Source organism: Sphingomonas liriopis, assembly GCF_024211255.1.
GTDB classification, from domain to species: Bacteria; Pseudomonadota; Alphaproteobacteria; order Sphingomonadales; family Sphingomonadaceae; genus Sphingomonas; species Sphingomonas liriopis.
The window spans coordinates 1-21953 of sequence record NZ_JAMLDY010000027.1 but is presented as its reverse complement, the minus strand read 5'-3'; the positions used below and the strand labels follow the sequence as shown (position 1 = coordinate 21953).

The window sequence follows — 21953 nt, the reverse complement described above, 5'->3', positions numbered from 1 at the left end:
CGGCGATGCGCCGTTCCCTTTCGCTGCTCGTGCCGCTTGCCCTCGCAGCGACCACTCTCCACGCACAGGGCGCGCCGCGCGAAGGCGTCGCGACGCTGGCCGCGGATGCCGAGGCGCGCTGGGTGCCGTTCGACCTGACGCCGGGCAACCAGATCCGCTTCACGCTGACGCTCGACGACAAGCCCGTCACCGCGATCCTCGACACCGGGGTCAGCTATTCGGTGCTGGCGCGCGCCTCCGCCGCAGTCGATCCGGCGCGGGTGCGCGCCGATGGCCAGGCGACCGCGATCGGCGGCGGTGCGAGCGGCGCGGTGCCGGTCGGCTGGCTGGCGACGCGGCGGCTGACGATCGGCGGGCTGACCCGCACCGGCGGCGGCGTCACCGTCGCCGACCTGCCCGCGCTCGCCACCGGCAGCGCGCGCGCGGTCGACATGCTGGTCGGGCGCGACGTCACCGGCGGCCACGCGCTCGACATCGATTACGCCAACCACCGCTTTCGCCTGTTGCCGTCGGGGCGGCTGCCGTTCGTCGGTGCGATCGCGCCGCTCGCGATCTCGCCCGCCCGCCGCGTCTACGAAAGCGCGGTGACGGTGGGGCGGGCCCGGCTGGCACCGATGATCGTCGACACCGGCGACGGATCGGCGCTGACCCTGTCGGCCGCCTCCGCGAAGACGGGGGGAATCGCGCGGCTGCCGACCACCACCACCGTCTCGTTCGGCCTCGCCGGCGAGACGGTGAGCACGCTCGCTATCCTGCCGGCGCTGACGCTCGGGCGGCAGGCGATCCGCGACGTCGAGGTACGGATCGAACCCGCCGGCGGCTTTTCGGAGACGATCGGCGTCGCCGGGCGGATCGGATCGGGGCTGCTGCAGAACTATCGCGTCCTCCTCGATCCCGGTGCGGGACGGATGGTGCTGAAGCCGGCAGCGGGCGGGAGCGCCGCACCGTTGCGCTCGACCAGCGGCCTGCTCGTCGGGCTGGAGCGCGACCGGCTGAAGGTGCTGCACGTCATGCGCGGCGGCCCCGCCGCCACCGCGGGCTGGCAGGCGGGCGACACGATCTGCCGGATCGACGGCCAGCCGATCGCCGCCGACTATCCGACCAGCGCGCTCGCCAGATGGGCGATCGGCACGCCGGGGACTTCGGTGCGGCTCGGCATGTGCGACGGCACGATCCGCACGCTGACGCTGGCGCGCTTCTATTGAGCGTTGCGATTCAGCGCGACGTTCAGACGCGAATCCGATCAGGCGTGGTCACCCTCACCCTTCCGCAGCTTCGCTGCTCCCTCCCTCTCCCGACGGGAGAGGGAAAGCCGCCGAAGGCGGCGAAGGGTGAGGGCGACCAGAAATGATCGAGTTCGAATCCAGAAGAAAGATTGGCGCGCAGAGGCGCAGAGAGCTTATCGGCACCCTCGTCGCGTCAGCGACTATAGTCGGACGTTGATGGAACCGGCGCTCCGCGCCAAGCGGAACACCTCTGCGCCCTCCGCGCCTCTGCGCGAACACATTTTCTGCGTCTCCGCGAGAAACCCCCAATCGCCTACCGCGTATGCAGCCCCAAGCTCACCAGCAGGATCGTCGCGAGCAGCGCCGCCATCTGCACGGTGCGCCAGTCGACCCAGCCGACCCGGTCGGGATCATCCCGCAACCGCCGCCGCCGGTCGGCGAGCGCCGCGATGAGCGCGAGCAGCAGCGTGCCGCCGGCGCATCCGAACATCACTGGCATCGCCCGCGGTCTCAGCCGAGCTTCTCGACCTTGTCCTGCAACCGCGTCAGCTCCGCCTTCAGCGCGGCGATCTCGTCGTCCTTGCTCGCCGCGGTCGGCGCGGCCGTGGGCGACGGGGGGACGACCGGCACCTGGAACGCCTGCGTCGCCGCCTCGAACATCTGCATGTTGCGCTTGGCGATCTCCGCGAACGGGGAATGGGCGAACGCGCCCTCGACCGCCGATTTGAACTGTTCCTGGTTGCGGCGGAAACTGTCCATCGACGCCTCCAGATAGCCCGGCACCATGCCCTGCATCGAATCGCCGTACATCGCGATCAGCTGGCGCAGGAAGCTGACCGGCAGCATCGTCTGGCCTCGGCTTTCCTCTTCCATGATGATCTGGGTCAGCACGTTGTGCGTGATGTCGTCGTCGGTCTTGGCGTCGACGACCTTGAAGTCGCGGCCTTCGCGGGTCATCGTCGCCAGATGGTCGAGCGTGATGTAGGACGAGGTTTCCGTGTTGTAGAGCCGCCGGTTGGCGTATTTCTTGACGATGACCACGCCATCGGCCGTCTGATGCTTCTTCATCCCGCTCCCCTGTCCGTACGGTGTCGCGTCCGTGACTGATTCCGATCGTACGCCGCTATTTGCCGCGCCGCAACACGGGCCGCGCCCGCTGCCCCTGTTTCTCGATATGCTGCGCAGCGAAACCGCAGCATATCCCGACCGGATGGCGGCCGCGCTCGCCGGCCTCGCCGCCTATCAGCACGCCCCCCGCCCCGTGCCGCCGGCGCCGATGCCCGCGATCGCCACCGCGGGGCGCGCGTCCTTGCGCTATTACGGCGGCCGCGGGCGGATGGTCGTGTTCGTGCCATCGCTCATCAATCCGCCCGCGATCCTCGACCTCGGCGAGACGTCGCTGGTCCGCTGGATCGCGGCGCAGGGGTTTCGCGTCGCGCTGGTCGACTGGGGCACGCCGGACGCCGCCGACAGCGCGATGGACATGACCGGCCATATCGAATCGCTGCTGCTGCCGCTGGTCGAGCGGCTCGACGAACCGCCGGTGCTCGTCGGTTATTGCCTGGGCGGCACGATGGCGCTTGCCGCGGCGTGCGCGACCCCGGTCGCCGGGCTGGCGACGATCGCCGCGCCATGGCAATTCGCCGGCTATGGCGCGGCCGCCGGCGCGATGGGCGAGCTGTGGCAGGCGGCGCGCCCCACCGCGCAGGCGCTCGGCATGTTGCCGATGGAGGTGCTGCAGGCGGGCTTCTGGCGGCTCGATCCCGGCCGCACCGTGTCCAAATACGAAGCGTTCGGCCGACTCGATCCGGAAAGCGAGGCGGCGCGCGCCTTCGTCCGGCTGGAGGATTGGGCGAATGCGGGCGAGCCGCTGCCGCTCGCCGCGGCGCGCGACCTGTTCGAACGCTTCATCGCCGCCGACCTGCCCGGCACCGGCGGCTGGACGATCCGCGGACGCGCCGTCGCACCGGAGCGGCTCGCCTGCCCGGCGGTCGAATTCGTCTCGGCGACCGACCGCATCGTTCCCGCCGCGACCGCCGCCGGCCTTGCCGATCGCCGCGACCTCGCACTCGGCCATGTCGGGATGATCGTCGGCGGCCGCGCCCGCGCGATGCTGTGGGAACCGCTTGCCCACTGGATCGCGGGCCTGCCCCCCGGTACAGACGCCGCCAGAGGAGTAACGCCATCATGACCGAGATCGTCGTCACCGCCGCCAAGCGCACCCCCGTCGGCAGCTTCCTGGGCGCCTTCGCCGCGACGCCCGCGCACGAGCTGGGCCGGATCGCGATCGAGGCCGCGCTCGAACAGGCGGGCGTCGCGGGCGAGGACGTGTCCGAAGTGATCCTGGGTCAGGTGCTCACCGCGGCGCAAGGGCAGAACCCCGCGCGCCAGGCGTCGATGGCCGCCGGCATCCCCAAGGAGGTGCCCGCCTGGGGCGTCAACCAGGTCTGCGGTTCGGGCCTGCGCGCGGTCGCGCTGGCGTGCCAGGCGATCCAGACCGGCGATGCGACGATCGTCGTCGCCGGCGGACAGGAAAGCATGTCGCTCAGCCCGCATGCGCAGACGATGCGCGGCGGCACCAAGATGGGCAACGTCAGCCTGGTCGACACGATGGTCAACGACGGCCTGACCGACGTCTTCAACGGCTATCACATGGGCATCACTGCCGAGAATCTCGCCGAACAGTACCAGGTCACCCGCGCCGATCAGGACGATTTCTCGGTCGCGAGCCAGAACAAGGCCGAGGCGGCACGTAGCAGCGGCCGCTTCAGGGACGAGATCGCGCCGGTGACGATCAAGGGCCGCAAGGGCGATACGATCGTCGCCGACGACGAATACATCCGCGCCGGCGCGACGCTCGACAGCGTCAGCGGCGTGCGCCCCGCGTTCAAGAAGGACGGCACCGTCACCGCCGCCAATGCCAGCGGCCTCAACGACGGCGCCGCCGCGCTGGTGCTGATGAGCCGCGAGGAGGCCGAGAAGCGCGGCACCCCCGTGCTCGCGACGATCAGGAGCTGGGCGAGCGCCGGCGTCGACCCGTCGATCATGGGCATCGGCCCCGTCCCCGCCAGCCGAAAGGCGCTGGAAAAGGCCGGCTGGACGATCGCCGACCTCGACCTGATCGAAGCCAACGAAGCCTTCGCCGCGCAGGCGCTGTCCGTCGGCAAGGAACTCGGCTGGGACGCGGACAAGGTCAACGTCAACGGCGGCGCCATCGCTATCGGCCACCCGATCGGCGCCAGCGGCGCGCGTGTCCTGACGACGCTGATCTACGAGATGCAGAAGCGCGACGCGAAGAAGGGCCTGGCGACGCTGTGCATCGGCGGGGGCATGGGGATCGCGATGTGTGTGGAGCGGTGACCGTCAGTCGGGTGTTGCAGTCAAGATACACTCGACTTCAAAGCGATAGCGCATTCATGCCATTGACATAAAACAGGTTGCGCACTCAGCCTCCAGTCGGCAGCTTTCAATCACGAAGCCTAACGGCTCGCCAACTGGGGGTTAAATTTTCATGACGTTATCGCGCTTAGCGTGCGCCACTGCGCTCGCCAGCTCCATTGTTCTTTTGCCATCCTACGCTGCCGCCCAAGTCGCTCCGACCAAGCCGGACGCTGAACAGGTTACGCCGGCTACGATCGACGACGAAGGCAAGCAGACTTCGGCGCAGGGTGGCGAAAAGCCCGATTCGAACGGTGATATTCTCGTTACGGGATCGCGTATCCGCCGCAACCAGTTCAACACCGCCGATCCGGTCAACATCGTCAGCTTCGACCAAGCCGCGCAAGCCGGATTCACTTCGACGGCGCAGGTTCTGCAAAGCGCAGCGATCAGCAACGGCACCGCTCAGATCAACAACTCCTACGGCGGCTTCGTGACGGCCGGCGGCCCGGGCGCCAACACGCTTTCGCTGCGCGGCTTCGGCACGAGCCGTTCGCTCGTCCTGCTCAACGGCCGTCGTCTGGCGCCGTCGGGATCGCGTGGTTCGGTGGGCTCCGCCGATCTCAACGTCCTGCCCAACATCATGGTCGACCGGATCGAAATCCTGAATGGCGGCGCATCGTCCATTTACGGTTCGGACGCGATCGCGGGCGTCGTGAACGTCATCACGCGCTCCAACTTCAAGGGGCTGCTCGCCGACGCACAGATCAACATGCCCGGCATCGGTACGGGAAAGACCGAACGCTACGGCCTGCTGTTCGGAACCCAGGGTGAGCGGTTCCGCTTCACCGGGTCGTTCGAATATTCCAACCGTCAGGCCGTCGCGCAGAGTGACGTCAATTTCACCCGTTGCCAGACGAGCTATCGCAAGGCCGACGCCAACAGCGCGCCGGGCACCGGCGACTTCATCGACCCGCTGACCGGTCAGCCCAAGTGCTACCCGACCGGCGTCACCGGTGAGGGCGGCGTCACGATCAATACGATCGGTACGCCCAACTTCAACGGTCTGCTGGTCGATCGTGCACCGGGCGTTCCCGCAGGCTACGGCGCTCTGCCGACGTCCGCCGGGTATGGCGCTGCATCGGCACAGGTTTGCAACCGCTTCCGTCCCGACAGCACGGCCGCCGGTGCGGTCGCAGGTTTCGAATGCGTCGGCGGTGGCGCGCTTCCCCTCGGCATCCGCGACACGTATCCGAATTCGCTGCTCGCCAACGAAATCGTCAATCCGGGTCAGCAATATACGGGCTTCCTGCAGGGTAGCTACGAGCTCAACGCGCTCGGCAATGCCGAGATCTACGCCGAGCTGCTGGTCAGCCGCCGCAAGAGCGAACAGAACGGCAATCGCCAGCTGTCCTTCGACTATCCGTTCGGCAGCCCGCTGATCCCGGCGAACCTGCGCTTCGCGACTCCTGCATTGGCCGCGCAGCCGACCAACCCCGGTGTTCCCGTCGGCATTCGCGTGTTCGCGGACTATGGCATCTACAACAACCGCCAGAAGGTCGATTTTGTCCGCGCGCTGGGCGGTATCCGTGGCGAAATCGGCGGTGGCTTCCACTATGATGCCTCGGTCCTCCGCTCGTGGTCGGACGCCGACTATACGTCGGATCTGGTACTGACCGACAAGCTTAACCAGAGCCTCGACGTCGTAGCTTCCGGTACGGGCTTCGTGTGCCGTAATACCGCGAACGGATGCGTTGCCGCCCCGGCATTGACCCCTGCGGTCGTCGGCGGTCAGTTCCCAGCGTCCTGGATCGGCTTCATTGCCGAACCCGTTACCGGCAAGACGAGCTTCCGCGAAACCATCGTCAGTGCCGTCGTCGACGGTCCGCTGTTCAACATCTGGGGCGGCCCGGTCCAGATCGCGATCGGCGCCGAATATCGTAAGCAGGATCTCAACGACACGCCGTCGTTGGAAAGCCAGCGTGGCAACGTCTACAACTTCACGTCGTCGACAATCACCAAGGGCAGCGATAACGTGAAGGAGGTCTTCGGCGAAATCGAAGTGCCGATCCTGCGCAATCGTCCGTTCTTCGAAGACCTGACGCTGAAGGCATCCGCCCGCTATACCGATTACGCGTCCTACGGTTCGCAGACGACGTACAAGGTCGGCGGTATCTATTCGCCAGTCCGTTGGCTGTCGGCACGCGGCAGCTATGGCACCAGCTATCGTGCTCCGGGGCTTTTCGAACAGTATCTGGGCGCTACCAGCGGCTTCCTGGCTGCCAGCGGCGATCCCTGCAACAACCTGGGTGCTGCCGGCCAGAATCCGGTTCGAGTCAAGAATTGTCAGAGCGAAGGTCTCGCAACCGGCTTCGTACAGACGAACAGCATCACCAGCCTTCAGCGCGGCGGTGCAGACTCGGGGCTGAAGTCGGAAGACTCGGTCGCATGGACCGCCGGTGGCGTCTTCCAGCCGAGCTTCGGTGATTGGGGTAAGCTGTCGCTGTCGGCAGACTACTTCAACATCAAGGTCAATGGTGGCGTTTCCCAGCTCGGAACCGGCACCATCCTGCAGCAATGCTATGATGATCCGGACTTCCGGGCTGAAAGCATTTGCGCGCTCGTGGTTCGCAATCCCGCGAACCAGGCGCTCACCGTGACCACTGGCTTCGTCAACATCGCGACGTCGCGCGTCACCGGCTGGGATTTCAACGCCCGCTATTCGGTTCGCCGCGGCGAGACGAGCTTCGACATCGGTGGTCAGGTTACCCGCTTCGGCCAGCGCTATACTCAGCTGCTGCCGACAGATCCGATCGAGAACAATATCGGGACGCTGAACAATCCGCGTTGGTCGGGCGTGTTCGATGGTGGCTTCGGTGTCGACAAGTTCTCGTTCCGCTATTCGGTCGAGTGGGTCGGCGGTACGTACAGCAGCGCGGATTACATCGGCCTGACCGAGGCAGCGCGCGCTACCTATGTGTTCGAAGCAAAGGATTACTTCATCCACTCGACGTCGGTTCGCTGGCGCTTGAGCGACAAGTATCAGTTCACCTTCGGCGTACGTAACCTGCTGGAACAGAAGTTGCCGCAAATCTCGTCGGGCGCATACAACCGTATCGGCAATGTGCCGCTGTACAGCGCTTATGACTATGTGGGCCGCACCTTCTTCGCGAATGTACGCGCCGGCTTCTAAAGCGATTACCATATGTTAGCTGGAGCCGCTCCTGTCCCAACAGGAGCGGCTTTTTTTTGCGGGAAAAGCGCTGACCTAGGGCCAGGCTCACGTCATCGTTTTAAACGAAGATACGCTCGTAGCGCGCGCCCATTCCGGTCAGCAGTTCGTACTGCGACAGCCCGCTCTTCGCCGCCGCGTCGGGCAGCGCGAAGTCGATTCCGACCCAGTCGCCTTCGGCCACGGCGGGGGTCGCGCTTACATCGAGCGCGATCAGGTCCATCGATACGCGGCCGATGACCGGCAGCCTGCCCCGCTCCGCGCTGCCGCAATCGGAGAAGCCGCGCAGATAGCCGTCCGCATATCCCAGGTTGAGGATGGCGACCTCGGTATCCCGCGGCGCGGTCCAGGTCGCATTGTAGCCGACCGTGTCGCCCGCCCGCACCGTGCGGCGCTGGAGGATCTGCGCTTCGGGGCTCACCACCTGCCGGATTACGTCGGCGAACGCGCCGCGCGGGATGCCGCCGTACAGCGCCAGGCCGGGGCGGGTCAGGTCGAAGGCATAGCCCTCCCCCAGCGCGATGCCGGCGGAATTGGCGAGGCTCATCCGCCGCGCGCCCGTCACACCCCGCAACGTCCCGAACGCGGCCAGCTGCGCCGCATTCATCGCGCTGTCCTCGTCGGCGCAGGCGAGGTGGCTCATCAGCGTCTCGATCGCCAGACCGTCGAGCAGGCCGGCGCGCACCGCGTCGGGCGAGACGCCGAGGCGGTTCATGCCGGTGTCGACCATCACGTCGCACGCGCCGCCGCCCGCCGCCTTCCAGCGGGCGACCTGCTGGTCGGTGTTGAGCACCGGGCGGGCGATGCCGCTCAGCGCGGCGGGCATGTCCTCTTCGCGAACGCCGTGGAGCACCGACAAGGGCAGGCGCAGCGGGGCGAGGCGTTCGGCCTCCGCCCAGGTGGCGACGAAGAAATCGCGGCAGCCGGCGGTGGTCAGGTGGCGCGCGACGTCGGTGGCGCCGAGGCCGTAGCCGTTCGCCTTGATCGCCGCGCCGCAGGCGGCGGCGCCGCTCATGCGGTCGAGGGTGCGCCAGTTGGCGATGAGGGCGTGGGTATCGAGGCGGAGGCGGAGGGGAGCGTTCACCCGGCCAGCGCATAAGCGCCCGCGCCGCCGCCGTCGATGCCCGCGGAGCCCGGATCAGCCGACGATGCGGCCGATCGGCACCATCATGCGGCCGCCGGGCAGCGTCGCGACGCGGACGTCGAATACCCGCGCGACGGTCGACGGGGTCAGCACGTCCGCCGCCGGTCCCGCCGCGACGACCGCGCCGTCGCGCAGCAGCAGCACGTCGTCGGCGACGCGCGCCGCCTGCGCGAGATCGTGGAGGACGAGCACGACGCCGCGCCCGGCGACCGCGACGCCGCGCAACCGGTCGAGGATATCGACCTGATGCGCGGGGTCGAGGCTGGCGAGCGGTTCGTCGGCGAGCAGCCAGTCGGGCTGCCCGGCGAGCACGCGGGCGAGCAGGACGCGCGCGCGCTCGCCGCCCGACAGTTGCGCGACGGGACGGTCGACTAGCGCAATGGTCTCGGTCGCGGCGAGCGCCGCCTCGATCGCGGCGTGGTCGGCGGGCGACGGCGCGGCGAAGGGCGCGCGATGGGGCACACGGCCAAGCGCGACGATCTCGCGCGCGGCGACGTTCCAGTGCACCGCGGCGTCCTGCGGCAGATAGCCGATGCGGCGGGCGCGGTCGCGCGGGGGCAGGCCGGCGACGGGCGCGCCGGCGAGCGTGACGCTGCCGGCGGCGGGGGTGACGAGGCCGGCAAGCGCCTTCAGCAACGTGCTTTTGCCGGCGCCATTGGGGCCGAGGATCGCGGTGACGCGGCCGGGACTCAGCGTCAAGCCGACGTCGGTCAGAACGCGGCGGGCGGCGAGGTCGACAGACAAGCCGGTGGCGATCAGATCCATGCCCGCCCCCGATGCTTGAGCAACAAAGCAAGGAAGAACGGCGCACCGATCAGCGCCATCGCGACGCCGAGCCGCACCTCGCCTGCGCCCGGCGCGAGGCGGCACAGGCTGTCGGCGAACAGGACCAGCGCCGCGCCGCCGAGCGCGCTCGGCAGCAGCAGCGCCGACGGGCGATGGCCGAAGAGCGGGCGCAGCAGGTGGGGCACGACGAGGCCGACGAAGCCGATCACCCCGGTCGCCGCGACGCCGGCACCGACGCCGAGCCCGGTGCCGAGCACGACGAGCGCCTGCACGCGGCCAAGGCGGATGCCCAGCGAGCGTGCCGCCCCCTCCCCCAGCGTCAGCGCGTCGAGCGCCGGCCCGGTGAGCGCGAGCAGGATCGTGCCGATAATAAGGAACGGCGCGGCGCGCACGAGGTCGGCGAGGCCGCGGTCGGTGAGCGCGCCCATCAGCCAGTCGAGCACGCTCGCCACCGCATAGGGGTTGGGCGCGATCGAGATGAGGAAGGCGGTGAGCGCGCCGGCAAGGCTCGACAGCACCGTGCCCGCAAGAATGAAGGCCACCGGATCGGCGTTGCGCCAGGTCAGCGCGACGAGCAGCGCCATCGCCCCGAGCGCCCCCGCCATCGCCGCGGCGAACAGGCCAAGGCTGGAGGCACCGGCGTAGAGGATCGCGGCGACCGCACCCAGAGCGGCGGAGGACGACACGCCGACCACCGCCGGGTCGGCGAGCGGATTGCGCAGGAACCCCTGCAGCACCGCACCACCGAGGCCGAGCATCGCGCCGAGCAGCAGGCCGAGCAGCGCGCGCGGCAGGCGCAGTTCGAGAAGAATCGCAGTTCCGGCGTCGCTGCCCCAGGGCAGCCACTGCTTGCCGGCGACGAGCGACAGCGCAAAGCCGGCGATGACCAGCAGCGCGAGGATCAGCAGGCGCAGCGGGCGGCTCACGACAGCAATCCCGCACGGATCGCGGCGAGGCGGCGCAGCGCGGGGACGATCGTCGGGCCGCCGCAGTTCATCAGCCGGCGGGGGACGTTCGCCTCGACCGTGGCGGCGCCGCTGCGCGCGAGGATGCGGCGACGCAGGTCCGCGGTGCGGCCGTCGCCGTCGCTCAGGATCACGGCGGGCGGGTGCGCGACGATCGTCTCGATCGGGAGCGTGCCGGTGAAGGCGAGGCCGTAATCCGCGGCAGCGTTGCGCAGCCCGGCGCGGGTCATGAGATCGTCGAGCAGCGTGCCGCCGCCGTTGGCGAGGTCGCCCGAAATGTAGAGCAGCGCCGCCGGGCGGGGCTCGCGCGCGGGCGGGATCGCGGCTTCGATCGCGCGGACCAGCGCGGCGCCGCGCGCCGGGACGCCGGCGGCGCGGGCGATGGTCATGACCTGCGCTTCGCTCGCAACGATGGTGGTGGGGGAATCGAGCGTCAGGACGTTGAGGCCGGCGCGGGCATAGGCGGCGCGAGTCGCGGCGGGCGCGAACGTGTCGGTGACGACGAGGTCGGGGTGGCGGGCGATCACCTCTTCCGCCGTGCCGGCGACTCCGGGATAGCGGCGCGCGACGGCGAGCGGCAGCGAGGTGGACGCGGGATGGTGCGAATAATGGCTGACCGCGGCGAGCCGATCGGGGGCGATCGCCGCGAGGATCGCGTCGGCGCAGGGGTTGGTCGAGACGATGCCGCCCTGCCGCGGCGCGGGCCCGCAGGCGGCGAGGAGGGTGAAGACGATCGCCGCAACTCCCACCGTCACCCCGGACGTGTTCCGGGGTCCACGGTGCCGCATTTCCTCCGACCGTTGGTTGTGCCGACGGGTGGACCCCCGAACACGTCCGGGGTGACGGAGGAAGTGGGTGGACGCATCGCTCCCCAACTCGCCGATGAGCCCCCGCCACCGCGGGGGCGATGGCGGGGTATGGCGCATCAGTTCAGCTTCACGCGGACGCCGCCATAGGCCGCACGGCCGTAGGTGCCGTATTCGGCGACGGTCTGGTAGCGCGCGTCGGTGACGTTATCGATGCGGCCGTAGATCGAGAAACGCTCACCGAGCGGCAGTTCGGCGCGCACGCTTGCCAGCGCGTAACCATCGACCCGCACGCGCGACCCGTAGCTGTCGCTGTCGAAGCTGTCGCCGACGATCTGCACCGTGCCGCCGATACCGAGCCCGAACGGCAGGCGATAGTCGACGACGAACGCCGCGGTCTCCTTGGGCCGGCGCAGCAGGTCGGTGCGGAAGGCGGTGCCGGGCGTGCGGTTCTCGCTGTCGATGTACGAGACGTTGGCCGATACGGTCAGCGCCTCGACCGGGCGCAGGCCGATCATGACCTCGACGCCCTGCGCACGGGTGCGCTGGATATTATCGTAGACGCCGAAGGGGCGGCTGACGCAGATCGAGCCCGCGGTCGCCTGCTCGGCGCGCGAACAGCCGCGGAAGCTGATCTGGTTGCGCGTGTCGCGGTGGAAGTACGTCGCGCCGATCTTGGCATGGCCGTCGAGGAACGCCTGTTCGATGCCGGCGTCGTAGTTGCGTGCTGTCTCGGGATCGAGGCGGGTGTTCCCGTACGGGCTGTAGAGCTGGTACAGCGTCGGCGCCTTGAAGCCCTCGCCGTAGCTCGCGCGCAGCGTCGTGCCGGTGCCGAGCGCGAGCGCCGCATCGGCGCCGAAGGTGGTGTGGTTGCCGAACGTATCGTGGTCGTCGTTGCGGACGCCGCCGGTCAGGGTGAGCGCGGTGACCGGCTTGACGATCAGCTCGCCATAGACGCTGGTCACGCCGACCGAGCGACGCAGGCTCGCGTCGCGGTAGCGGCTGTCCTCATGCTCGACGCCGCCCACGATGCGGACCTGCTCGAGGGGCTGGAAATCGCCCTGATATTCGTAGCGTTCCGACCGGCCGCGGAACGGCGAGGCGGTCGCGCCGGGACGCGCGAAGGTGTCGCGGTCGATATCGGCGATGGTGAAGGCGATGCGGTTGCGGAACGTGCCGAAGTTCGCATGCGCGCCGGCATAGCCGTACAGTTCCTGCGCCTTGCTGTAGCCGGGATCGTCGGCGAGGATGTAGTTGGGCGCGGGATAGCCGTCGGTCTGCGTCTTGCTGTCGGCCCAATAGCCGCGCAGATCGACACCGATGCCGTCGGTGAACTCGATACCGACGCGGCCGCTCGCGCCGTACTGGCGATAGCCGTCGCGCTCGCTGCCGTTGGCGGCGGCGGAGATGCCGTCGCTGCGCAGGTAACCGCCGGTCAGCGCGCCCGAGAAGGCGCCGCTGCGGCCCGAGACGCCACCTTGCGCGAACAGGCTGTCGGCATAGCCATATTCGACGCCGGCACGTGCCTTCAGCCGCTCGGTCGGGGTTTCGGTGATGACGTTGACGACGCCGCCGATCGCCTGGCTGCCCCAGGGCACCGAGTTCGGCCCGCGCAGGATCTCGATCCGCTCGACGCTGGCCGACAGCAGGTTGGCGAAGTCGAAGCCGCCGCCGGGCGAGGAGGGATCGTTGACGCGGATGCCGTCGATCACGACCAGCGTCTGCTCCGCTTCCGCACCGCGCAGGCGCACGCCGGTGAAGCCGCCGAGGCTGCCGTTGCGCGTCACGGTGACGCCGGGGGTGGTCGAGAGCAGGTCGGCGACCGAGACGGTCTGGCGGCGATCGATCTCGTCGCGGGTGACGACGGTCACCGCCTGGCCGACCTCGCTGGCGGGCTGGGCGACGCGGTTCGCGGTGACGACGATCTCGTCCTCGCCGTCGGGCGCGGGTGCGATCTGGGCGTAGGCGGGCGCGGCGAACAGCGTGGCGAGGGTCAGCGCACCGGTCGCCAGGCGACGGCGGGTGGAAGCGTTGGGTAATCGGGCAGTCATCGGGCACATCCTTGGACGCAACCGTACGCGACCATCGCGCACGGCGGATGTCGCTCTCATCGAGGGTCCCCCCTCGTCCGCCCGGCACACCCCGTCCGCGCAGAGGATCGACGGCGAAGGGCAGGTCTCCTGGCTCCCGGGTCGTCGCCATCCCCTCCACCTTCCCAGCCCGTGCGGACCAGTGGCTCATCGGAGGGACCGCTCGCCGGTCACAGTTGCGGGGGCAGCGCCGGATCGGCGCCTCTCCTGGCGCTTTCCGGCTTCCCTTTTGACCCCGTCTCCGGGGACCTTTCGCTTGGCGCGCCCTTAGGGGCCGCCGGGGCCGCACGTCAATGCGTGTACCGCGCGGGACCGGTCGAGCCGTCGCGACTGTCACCCGTGCGCCACACTGGCGGCGGTCAGCCGATCTTCGCGCGCACCCCGATCCACAGCGCGCGGGGCGAGGCGCGTTCGACGATGTTGGCGCCGCTAATGCCGGCTTCGATGCGCTGGTCGAGAAGGTTCTCGGCGCGGGCCTCGATCGTCAGCCCGTTCGTCACCGGCAGCGCGGCAAAGCCATCGAGCGTCGTTGCCGGCGCGAGGCTGCGGCTGTTCTGGTCGTCGTTGAACTGGCGGGCGACGTGGCGGACGGTGGCCGACAGTGCGCCGCCGCCGCGTCGCCAGCCCAGCGTCCCCGACACCGCGTCGCGCGGGGTCTGCGCGGGGCGCAGGCCGTCGAGCGCCAGCGCGGCGCCCGATGCCCTAACCCGCGCATCGACATGGCTCCACGAGGCGAGCGCGGTGACCGGCCCCAGCGTGTAGCGTGCGTCGATTTCCACCCCGGTCGAGCGGATCGCATCGAGGTTGCGCCGGACGCGCGAGGCGCTCGTCGCGGTCGACGACAGCGTCACGTTGGCGATCGCGTCATCGAGCCGGTTGTGGAACAGCGTCGCGGCGAGGCTCGCGCCGGCGAACGGGGTCAGCGTCACGCCGCCCTCGATCCCGGTCAGCCGTTCGGGGCTCAGCGCCGCATTCGCCGCGGTCGTGTTGTTGCCGACGCGGAACGGGCGGTACAGTTCGTTGAGCGTCGGCAACCGCCAGCCGCGATAGCCCGCCGTGCGCAGCGTCACCGCCGGCAGCGGCTGCCATGCCGCGCCGAGGCGGCCGGTGAACTCCGATCCGTCGCGGGTCGCGAAGCGGCTGTCGGTCAGTGCCGCGCCGCCGCCGATCGGGCGTTCGCTCAGATAGCCGCCGTCGATCCCCCACCGGTCGATCCGCGCGGCGCCGGTCAGCGTCAGGTCGCCGATTGCGACGCTGCCGTCGGCGAACAGGCCAGCCGTCCGCGTCGATCCGCCAGCCTCGCGCCGCCGCGTCGGCGCGGCATTGACGAAGGTGAACAGCTCCTGCGTCTTGCCCGATACGTCGCGGACATCGGCGCCGAGGCGCAGGTCGATGCCCTGTCCGACCGGCGGCTGCACCTCGATCCGCGCGCCGAGGCCGGTGGCGGGGGTATTGTACTGGTCGAGCGACTGGGTGACCGTCGTGCGCGCGGCGTTGACGCTGGCGAAGCTCGACGCGAAGGCGCGGGTCTGGAGATAGGCGAGCGCCGACCAGCCCCACGCGCCCCGTCCGACGAGGCGCAGGCTGGCGTCGGCGCCCTCCGACCGGTTGGCGGTGAACGCAGTGCCGCGCTCGCGGGTGTCGGTGAAGGCGCTGACGTTGGCCTGCAATTCGGTCGACGGTGCGATGGTGACGACGGTACGCAGCGCGCCCGACGCCTGCTCGTAGGGCGCCGGCCGATCGACCGGGCCACGGCTTTCCGCCACCGTCGGCACGAAGCCGTCGCCGCGGGCATAGGCCGCCGACAGCGTCGCGAAACCGCCGTCGCGGACCAGCGCCGCCGACCCTTGTGCCTCGAGCGAACCGCGGCTGCCGTAGAAGGCGCTCGCTTCCAGCGGCGACAATTGGTCAGGAGTGGCGCTGTCGAGCTGGATCGTGCCGGCGAGCGCGCCCGGGCCGAAATAGCCGCTGCCGCCGCCGCGGGTGACGCGCACCTGCCCCAGCCGGCCGGTGGCATAGGCAGGAAACGCGACCCAGCCGCCGAACGGATCGGCCTGCGGCACGCCGTCGAGGATCAGCAGCGCGCGGCTCGACGCATTGCCGCCGATACCGCGCAAGCTGATGCCCTGGCTGGTCGGGTTGGCGCTGCGGCTGTCGGATCGGCGGAACTGCTGCAGCCCGGCGACGTCGGCGAGCACGCTTTCCAGCCGCTGGCTGGCGTTGGCCTGCAAGCGGTCGCGGTCGATCGTGACGACGTCGAACGCGCGCTCGCCGGGTGAGGCGGCAAGGCCGCGACCGGTGACGACGATGTCGGGGCCGTTGTCCTGTGCGGCGGCGGGGCCTGCGGCGGCGAGGATGGAGACGAGGCCGAGCAGGACGGGATGACGCATTGCGCCCTCATGGCGCAATCGCGGGGGATCGCAATGACCTGCGTCGATGCCGGCGATCGGTTTGGTTGGGGATCGGCGCCGCGCCGCAACTACGAGCTCCCCGTTCGTGCTGAGCCTGTCGAAGCACAGGTTTCCACAAGCGAACCGTTCGCCGGCGGTACCCTGCCCTTCGACAGGCCCAGCGCGAACGGTGAGAGGGGATCGGCTTCGGGATCGTGTAGGTCCGCCCCGGTTTTCCCACGCTGGGTCATTGTCCCGCGCGGCCCCGCGCCTTACCATTAGTCCGACATTTGCATCCGAAAGAGGTTTGAACATGATCGACGGCGCCCTGCTGATCGGCGGCGAAGCTCGCCAGGCCCCGAACCGCTTCACCGCGGTCAATCCCGCCAGCGGCGAAGCCCTGACCCCCGACTTCTCGTCGGCCGGCGTCGATGCGGTGGCCGAGGCGTGCGCGCTCGCCGAGGCGGCCTTTCCCGCCTATGCCGCGACCGATCCCGAGGCGCGCGCCGCGTTCCTGGAAGCGATCGCCGACAACATCCTCGCGATCGGCGACGACCTGATCGTGCGCGCGATGGCGGAAAGCGGCCTGCCGCGCGCGCGGCTGGAGGGCGAGCGCGGGCGCACCGTCGGCCAGCTCAAGCTGTTCGCCGGCGTCGTGCGGCAGGGCGACTTCCTCGATGCGACGATCGATCCGGCGCAGCCCGATCGCGCGCCGCTGCCGCGCCCCGACCTGCGCCGCGTCAACGTCGCGGTCGGCCCCGTCGCGGTGTTCGGCGCGTCGAACTTCCCGCTCGCCTTCTCGGTCGCCGGCGGCGACACCGCGTCGGCGCTCGCCGCCGGCTGCCCGGTGGTGGTCAAGGGCCATCCGGCGCACCCCGGCACCGGCGAGCTGGTCGCGCGCGCGATCCAGCAGGCGGTGAGCAATGCCGGCCTGCCCGCAGGCGTCTTCTCCTACCTGCCCGGCGAGACCAACGAACTGGGCGGCGCGCTGGTCCGCGATCCCCGCATCCAAGCAGTGGGATTCACCGGCTCGCGCGGCGGCGGCCTCGCGCTGGTGAAGATCGCCGCCGAGCGCGACGAGCCGATCCCGGTCTATGCCGAAATGTCGAGCATCAACCCGGTGGTGCTGTTCCCCGCCGCGCTCGCCGCGCGCGCCGAGGCGCTGGGCCGCGAATTCGTCGCGTCGCTGACGATGGGGGCAGGCCAGTTCTGCACCAACCCCGGGCTGGTGCTCGCGGTCGACAGCCCCGACCTCGACACGTTCGTCGCGAGCGCCGCGGCGGCGCTGACCGACAGCCAGCCCGCGACGATGCTGTCGCCGGGCATCCACGCGAGCTTCGAACAGGGCGTCGAGGCGCTCGCGTCGCACGATGCGGTGCAGACGGTCGCGCGCGGCAAGGTGGGCGACGGCGTCAACCAGGCGGTCGGCGCGATCTTCGAGACGAGCGCGCAGGCGTTCCTCGCCGATCGTACGCTGAGTCACGAGGTGTTCGGCTCGTCGTCGGTCGTCGTGCGCTGCCGCGACCTCGCCGAGGTTGCGCAGGTGTTCGCGGGGCTGGAGGGGCAGCTGACCGCGACGCTGCAATTCGATGCTACCGACGAGGGCCACGCGGCGAAGCTGGTGCCGGTGATCGCGCGTCGCGTCGGGCGCATCCTCGCCAACGGCTGGCCGACCGGGGTCGAGGTCGCACCGGCGATGGTGCATGGCGGGCCCTTCCCGGCGACGAGCGACGGGCGGACCACCTCGGTCGGCACGCTGGCGATCGCGCGCTTCCTGCGGCCGGTATGTTTCCAGAACCTCGCGCCCGCGCTGCTCCCCGCGGCGCTGCGCGACGACAACGGCTGGGGCATCGCGCGGCGGCTGGACGGCAAGCGCGAGGCGAGCCCGCGCTGATAGGACCTGTCCTCCCCCTGGCGGGCAGGGCAATCGCATAGGATCAAGGGGTCAGTCAGAAGCCCAGCATCCTCCGTCACCCCGGACGTGTTCCGGGGTCCACCGGGCCGCAAGCGCCCGAAAAGAGGCTAAAACGCCAAGCTTGCCGTGCCGTGGACCCCGGAACAAGTCCGGGGTGACGGAGGATTGGAGGAAGCGGTCAGCCGATCCGTCATAGGCGATAGCCCTGCCCGCAAGGGGGAGGTGGCAGCCGCAGGCTGACGGAGGGGGAGGCAAGCCATGAGCGTCGCGCTCGTGGAGGCGCCCCCTCCACCACGGCCTACGGCCGCGGTCCCCCTCCCCCGCTGACGCGAGGGAGGAATGAGGAAGGCGTTACACCGCCACCGGCGTCACCGCGACGCCCGCCACGCCGGCATCGAAGGCGAACAGATTCCCCGCCTCGGGCTGTTCCGCCAGCGCCGCCGCGTCCAGCCCCTTGCGCGCGCTCGTCGCATAAGCGGTGCTGAGGTCGGGGCCGCCGAAGGCGATCTTGGTGATCTGCGCGGCGGGCAGTTTGACCGTGCCGATCAGCGCGCCGGCGGGATCGTAGCGGCGCACGCCCCAGCCGCCCCACAACGCGACCCACAGGCAGCCCTCCGCATCGACCACCGACCCGTCGGGATGACCCGCGCCATCCTCGATTCTCACGAACACCTCTTCCGGCCCCAGCGTGCCGTCGTCGCGGATCGCCGCGCGCCAGATCGTCCTGCCGACCGTGTCGGTGTGATACAGCGTGTCGCCGCCGATCGCCGGGCCGTTGGTGATGCACACCGGCGGAAGGCCGCTGTCGGCGATCATCCCCCCGGCGTGACGGAACAGGCGACCGCTCGCCGCGCTCTCGCCGTCGTCCATCGTCCCGAACCAGATCCGTCCCGCGCGGTCGGTGGTGGCGTCGTTGAGGCGGTTGCAGGCGGGATGGCCCGGCGGTTGCGCACGGAAGGTGAAGCTGCCGTTGGCGGGATCGAAGCGATGCAGGCCGCTCTTCAGCCCGGCGATCATGCCGCCATCGGCGGCGGGGAGCACCCAGCCGACCTGATCGGGCGCGTCCCAGCGACGCGCCGCACCGCTCGCGGGATCGAAACGGTGGACGTGGCGGCTCTTGATATCGACGAACCAGAGCGCGGCGTCGCGCCCGATCCACACCGGTCCCTCGCCCAGGATCGCCTGCACCGGCAGGACGGTTCGAACGTGGCGGTCGGTCATCGGGCGAATCCTCTCGTCGTCTCGGGAAGCGCTTCATCCCGCGTCGCGAGACCCGCGTCTAGTCTGACAAATGAGTCGTGCGTCGCGGCAGCGTGACCTGCGCGGTGAGGCCGCCGCGCTCGCGCTCGCCGAGCGTCAGGCGGCCGCCGTGCAGCTCGGCAAGTTCGCGCACGATGGCGAGGCCGAAGCCATGGCCTTCGCCGCGCTCGTCGAGGCGGACGCCCGGCCGGGTGACGCGGTCGCGCTCGGCCCGTGCGATGCCCGGGCCATCGTCGGCGACGGTAAGCGCCAGCCAGCGCGCGTCGGCGGCGAGCGGGCGGACGGTAACCGCGACGCTGGTGCGGGCATGGCGCGCGGCATTGTCGAGCAGGTTGCCGAGCAATTCGTCGAAGTCCTGCGGGTCGATGGCGGCGACCGGATCGCCATCGATGTCGCGGTCGATATGCAGGCCGCGATCGGCGTGGAGACGCGCGATCGCCTGGACGAGATCGGCGACCGCGGGCGCGACGGGCGTGCTGGCGCGCGTGTCGGCGGTGCCGCCGCGCGCGCGCGACAAATGGTGACGGATGGTCGCGTCGATCCGCGCGACCTGCGCCGCCGCCGCGGGATCGGCGTGGACGGTCAGCGCCAGCGTCGCCACCGGCGTCTTCAGCGCATGCGCGAGATTGGCGGCGGCGGCGCGCGCGGTGGCGAGCGCCGCGGCACGATCGGCGGCGAGCGCGTTCAACTCGGCGGCGAGGCCGCGCAACTCGACCGGCTGCTCCTCGTCGACCCGTGTCGCCTCGCCCGCCCGGATCGCCGCGACCTGCGCACGCAGCCGCCCCAGCGGCTTGAGGCCGAGGCGCAGCTGGACGAGCGTCGCCGCGGCCAGCAAGCCTGCGAGGATGGCGAGCGCGACGAGCAACGGCACCAGCGCCTCGCGCAGCGGCCGCACGATCACCGCGCGCGGTGCGGCGACCGATAGCGTCACCGGGCCACCATGCGTGGCCAGCGTCAGCTGACGGGCGTGGACGCGGTGGCCGCCCTCGTCCGCGCCGTCGATCCCGCGCGGCCGGTCTGGTCCGTCACGATCGGGAGGCCCCGGGGGACCGGGACCGAGGTCCGGCCGCGGCTCGCCGCGCAACGCCGGCCAGTCCGCCGATCCGACCCCGCCCGCCGGCGCGACGATCCGCCAGCGCCACCCGCCGGCATCCTCCAGCGCACCCGCGCGCTGCGCCAGCAGCGTCCGGTTCACCCGGCCATCGCCATCGATCGTGCTGGCGAGCAGCGCGATCTCGGCATCGAGGCGACGGTCGATCCCCTCGGTCACGACGCGTTCGAGCACGCCGGCGATAGCCCAACCGGCGATGCCGAGCGCGGCGAGAATCGCCACCGCCGACAGCAGCAGCATCCGCCCCTGCAACGACCGCGGCATCATGGCGTGGCCGGGCAGGTCAGGCGATATCCGCGACCACGCACCGTCTCGATCATCTCCGCGCCGATCTTACGGCGCAAGCGGCCGACGATCACCTCCAGGCTGTTCGAATCGACATCGGCATCGCCTTCGTAGACGCGTTCCAGCAGGTCGAGCCGCTCGATCACCGCCTCGCGCCGCAGCATCAGCGCAGACAATACGCGCCATTCGAACGCGGTCAGCTTCAGCGGCAGGCCGTCGAGCTCGAAATGGCCGATCTGCGTGTCGAAGGCGAGCCGGCCGCAGGTCAGCACCGGCTGCGCATGCCCCGCGGCGCGGCGCACGAGCGCGCGCAGCCGCATCATAAGCTCCTCGACGCGGAAGGGCTTGACCAGATAGTCGTCGGCGCCGGCCTTGAACCCCGCGACCTTGTCCGACCAGCCGTGGCGCGCGGTGAGGATCAGCACCGGCAACGTACGATCCGCCGCGCGCCATTCGCGCAACACGGTGATCCCGTCCTTGCCGGCGAGGCCGAGGTCGAGGACCGCGGCGTCATACGCCTCCGTCTCGCCCAGATGCGCGGCGTCGATACCGTCGGCGATCAGGTCGACCGCGCAATGTTCGGCACGCAGCGCGCGTGCGATCGCGGGGCCGAGTTCGGGATCGTCTTCGACGAGGAGGATACGCATCGGCCCGCCCTATCCCGGAAAGCCAAACCGAAACTGAACCGGGCGGTTCAGCGTGGGTCGGACACCCTGGACTAGAACCATGCCATCGACCTCGCAAATGGAGAAGCAACATGGGTAGGTTCACGAACACGCTGACGATGGAACATCGGCAATGGCTGGCGCTGGGCGCGGTGGTGATGCTGGCGGCGAGTGCCGGCGGCGCGGGCGCGGTGTCGTTGACGCGGCCGTCCGTCGAGATGGCACCGACGATCGCCACGCCGATCGCGAAGCTCGGCAACAGCCACGGGATCGTCACGGTGAAGGGCCGCGTCGCGGAGGTCTATGGCGACCGCTTCGTCGTGCAGGACGGCAGCGGCCGGGCGATGATCGACGCCGGGCATGACGGCGCGAGCAACGTCACCCGCGGCGCCCCGGTGCTGGTGCAGGGCCGCTACGACGAGGGGCAGCTGCGCGCGCACTTCCTCGTCGGGCCGAACGGCGCGGTCGAGCAGGTCGGTCCCGGTCGCCCGCCGCACGGTCCCGGCCATGGTCCCGGTCCACGTCACGGCGGCCCGGACGGCCCGCCGCCGCCGCCGCCGGGTGCAGGTCCCGCCGCTGCGGGTCCGGGCGCCCCCCCGCCCCCGCCGCCCGCCGGTGGTGCCGGCGCACCGCCGCCGCCTCCCCCGGCCGCAGGCGCGCCGGTCGCGGGCGCACGGGCTCCGGTGCCCGCCACCGGCGC

General features: G+C 70.4%; 17 protein-coding genes and 1 riboswitch. Of the genes, 6 read left to right on the top strand and 11 right to left on the bottom strand.

Features of this window, described 5'->3' with window-relative positions; translation table 11 throughout:
* The first annotated feature begins 5 nt into the window (after window positions 1-5).
* Window positions 6-1205 (top strand): aspartyl protease family protein, encoded by a 1200-nt coding sequence (locus tag M9979_RS16420; protein WP_254290441.1) that lies wholly within the window; start codon window positions 6-8, stop codon window positions 1203-1205.
* Between the two features lie 334 nt (window positions 1206-1539).
* Here M9979_RS16420 and M9979_RS16415 read toward each other — a convergent pair whose 3' ends face one another.
* Both M9979_RS16415 and phaR read right to left on the bottom strand, forming a co-directional pair.
* Window positions 1540-1725, bottom strand: coding sequence for a hypothetical protein (locus M9979_RS16415; protein WP_254290440.1), 186 nt, complete (start codon window positions 1723-1725; stop codon window positions 1540-1542).
* An 11-nt stretch (window positions 1726-1736) separates the two neighbouring features.
* Window positions 1737-2294 carry a polyhydroxyalkanoate synthesis repressor PhaR gene (phaR, locus tag M9979_RS16410; protein ID WP_254290439.1) on the bottom strand — a complete coding sequence of 186 codons (558 nt, stop codon included), beginning with the start codon at window positions 2292-2294 and terminating at the stop codon, window positions 1737-1739.
* Window positions 2295-2400: 106 nt separating this feature from the next.
* Here phaR and M9979_RS16405 point away from each other — a divergent pair, with 106 nt between their 5' ends.
* The 3 genes from M9979_RS16405 (at window position 2401) to M9979_RS16395 (ending at window position 7797) form a co-directional block, all read left to right on the top strand.
* Window positions 2401-3417 carry an alpha/beta hydrolase gene (locus M9979_RS16405; RefSeq protein WP_254290448.1) on the top strand — a complete coding sequence of 339 codons (1017 nt, stop codon included), beginning with the start codon at window positions 2401-2403 and terminating at the stop codon, window positions 3415-3417.
* The gene (locus tag M9979_RS16400; RefSeq protein ID WP_254290438.1) at window positions 3414-4586 is read left to right on the top strand and encodes an acetyl-CoA C-acetyltransferase; all 1173 of its coding nucleotides are present in this window, start codon (window positions 3414-3416) and stop codon (window positions 4584-4586) included. The genes M9979_RS16405 and M9979_RS16400 overlap by 4 nt, the downstream gene beginning before the upstream one ends.
* A gap of 151 nt (window positions 4587-4737) precedes the next feature.
* The gene (locus M9979_RS16395; protein WP_254290437.1) at window positions 4738-7797 is read left to right on the top strand and encodes a TonB-dependent receptor domain-containing protein; all 3060 of its coding nucleotides are present in this window, start codon (window positions 4738-4740) and stop codon (window positions 7795-7797) included.
* A 100-nt stretch (window positions 7798-7897) separates the two neighbouring features.
* Here M9979_RS16395 and alr read toward each other — a convergent pair whose 3' ends face one another.
* The 6 genes from alr to M9979_RS16365 all read right to left on the bottom strand — a co-directional run bounded on the left by alr (window position 7898) and on the right by M9979_RS16365 (window position 16017).
* Window positions 7898-8920 carry an alanine racemase gene (gene alr / locus M9979_RS16390; protein ID WP_254290436.1) on the bottom strand — a complete coding sequence of 341 codons (1023 nt, stop codon included), beginning with the start codon at window positions 8918-8920 and terminating at the stop codon, window positions 7898-7900.
* 54 nt (window positions 8921-8974) lie between these two features.
* A complete protein-coding gene (locus tag M9979_RS16385; protein ID WP_254290435.1) occupies window positions 8975-9745 on the bottom strand; it encodes an ABC transporter ATP-binding protein in 771 nt (256 codons plus the stop codon).
* Window positions 9736-10692 (bottom strand): FecCD family ABC transporter permease, encoded by a 957-nt coding sequence (locus tag M9979_RS16380; RefSeq protein ID WP_254290434.1) that lies wholly within the window; start codon window positions 10690-10692, stop codon window positions 9736-9738. Before M9979_RS16380 ends, M9979_RS16385 begins: the two co-directional genes overlap by 10 nt.
* Complete coding sequence (locus M9979_RS16375; RefSeq protein WP_254290433.1) at window positions 10689-11486, bottom strand: ABC transporter substrate-binding protein; 798 nt, start codon at window positions 11484-11486, stop codon at window positions 10689-10691. Before M9979_RS16375 ends, M9979_RS16380 begins: the two co-directional genes overlap by 4 nt.
* Window positions 11487-11656: 170 nt before the next feature.
* The gene (locus M9979_RS16370) at window positions 11657-13588 is read right to left on the bottom strand and encodes a TonB-dependent receptor plug domain-containing protein (RefSeq protein ID WP_254290432.1); all 1932 of its coding nucleotides are present in this window, start codon (window positions 13586-13588) and stop codon (window positions 11657-11659) included.
* A gap of 102 nt (window positions 13589-13690) precedes the next feature.
* Window positions 13691-13895: riboswitch (cobalamin riboswitch) on the bottom strand.
* 91 nt (window positions 13896-13986) lie between these two features.
* Window positions 13987-16017, bottom strand: a complete 2031-nt coding sequence (locus M9979_RS16365; protein WP_254290431.1) for a TonB-dependent receptor — start codon at window positions 16015-16017, stop codon at window positions 13987-13989.
* A 313-nt stretch (window positions 16018-16330) separates the two neighbouring features.
* Here M9979_RS16365 and M9979_RS16360 point away from each other — a divergent pair, with 313 nt between their 5' ends.
* Window positions 16331-17911, top strand: coding sequence for an aldehyde dehydrogenase (NADP(+)) (locus tag M9979_RS16360; RefSeq protein ID WP_254290430.1), 1581 nt, complete (start codon window positions 16331-16333; stop codon window positions 17909-17911).
* Between the two features lie 372 nt (window positions 17912-18283).
* On the opposite strand, the gene M9979_RS16355 is transcribed toward M9979_RS16360, so the two are convergent.
* The 3 genes from M9979_RS16355 to M9979_RS16345 are packed head-to-tail and all read right to left on the bottom strand — an operon-like array spanning window position 18284 to window position 21235.
* A complete protein-coding gene (locus M9979_RS16355) occupies window positions 18284-19153 on the bottom strand; it encodes an SMP-30/gluconolactonase/LRE family protein (protein WP_254290429.1) in 870 nt (289 codons plus the stop codon).
* A gap of 58 nt (window positions 19154-19211) precedes the next feature.
* Entirely contained in the window at window positions 19212-20570 is a 1359-nt protein-coding gene (locus M9979_RS16350) for an ATP-binding protein (protein WP_254290428.1), read from the bottom strand.
* The gene (locus tag M9979_RS16345; RefSeq protein ID WP_254290427.1) at window positions 20567-21235 is read right to left on the bottom strand and encodes a response regulator; all 669 of its coding nucleotides are present in this window, start codon (window positions 21233-21235) and stop codon (window positions 20567-20569) included. The genes M9979_RS16350 and M9979_RS16345 overlap by 4 nt, the downstream gene beginning before the upstream one ends.
* Window positions 21236-21345: 110 nt before the next feature.
* Here M9979_RS16345 and M9979_RS16340 point away from each other — a divergent pair.
* A partial coding sequence (locus tag M9979_RS16340; RefSeq protein WP_254290426.1) for a hypothetical protein occupies window positions 21346-21953 on the top strand: 608 nt, incomplete at its 3' end.

Excerpts from the sequence above, each read along its gene's own strand:
- M9979_RS16415 (WP_254290440.1), bottom strand. The coding sequence starts at position 1,725 with ATGCCAGTGATGTTCGGATGCGCCGGCGGCACGCTGCTGCTCGCGCTC.
- M9979_RS16395 (WP_254290437.1), top strand. The coding sequence starts at position 4,738 with ATGACGTTATCGCGCTTAGCGTGCGCCACTGCGCTCGCCAGCTCCATT.
- M9979_RS16420 (WP_254290441.1), top strand. The coding sequence starts at position 6 with ATGCGCCGTTCCCTTTCGCTGCTCGTGCCGCTTGCCCTCGCAGCGACC.
- M9979_RS16405 (WP_254290448.1), top strand. The coding sequence starts at position 2,401 with ATGCTGCGCAGCGAAACCGCAGCATATCCCGACCGGATGGCGGCCGCG.
- M9979_RS16345 (WP_254290427.1), bottom strand. The coding sequence starts at position 21,235 with ATGCGTATCCTCCTCGTCGAAGACGATCCCGAACTCGGCCCCGCGATC.
- M9979_RS16385 (WP_254290435.1), bottom strand. The coding sequence starts at position 9,745 with ATGGATCTGATCGCCACCGGCTTGTCTGTCGACCTCGCCGCCCGCCGC.
- M9979_RS16400 (WP_254290438.1), top strand. The coding sequence starts at position 3,414 with ATGACCGAGATCGTCGTCACCGCCGCCAAGCGCACCCCCGTCGGCAGC.
- M9979_RS16360 (WP_254290430.1), top strand. The coding sequence starts at position 16,331 with ATGATCGACGGCGCCCTGCTGATCGGCGGCGAAGCTCGCCAGGCCCCG.
- phaR (WP_254290439.1), bottom strand. The coding sequence starts at position 2,294 with ATGAAGAAGCATCAGACGGCCGATGGCGTGGTCATCGTCAAGAAATAC.
- M9979_RS16370 (WP_254290432.1), bottom strand. The coding sequence starts at position 13,588 with ATGACTGCCCGATTACCCAACGCTTCCACCCGCCGTCGCCTGGCGACC.
- M9979_RS16365 (WP_254290431.1), bottom strand. The coding sequence starts at position 16,017 with ATGCGTCATCCCGTCCTGCTCGGCCTCGTCTCCATCCTCGCCGCCGCA.
- M9979_RS16350 (WP_254290428.1), bottom strand. The coding sequence starts at position 20,570 with ATGATGCCGCGGTCGTTGCAGGGGCGGATGCTGCTGCTGTCGGCGGTG.
- M9979_RS16355 (WP_254290429.1), bottom strand. The coding sequence starts at position 19,153 with ATGACCGACCGCCACGTTCGAACCGTCCTGCCGGTGCAGGCGATCCTG.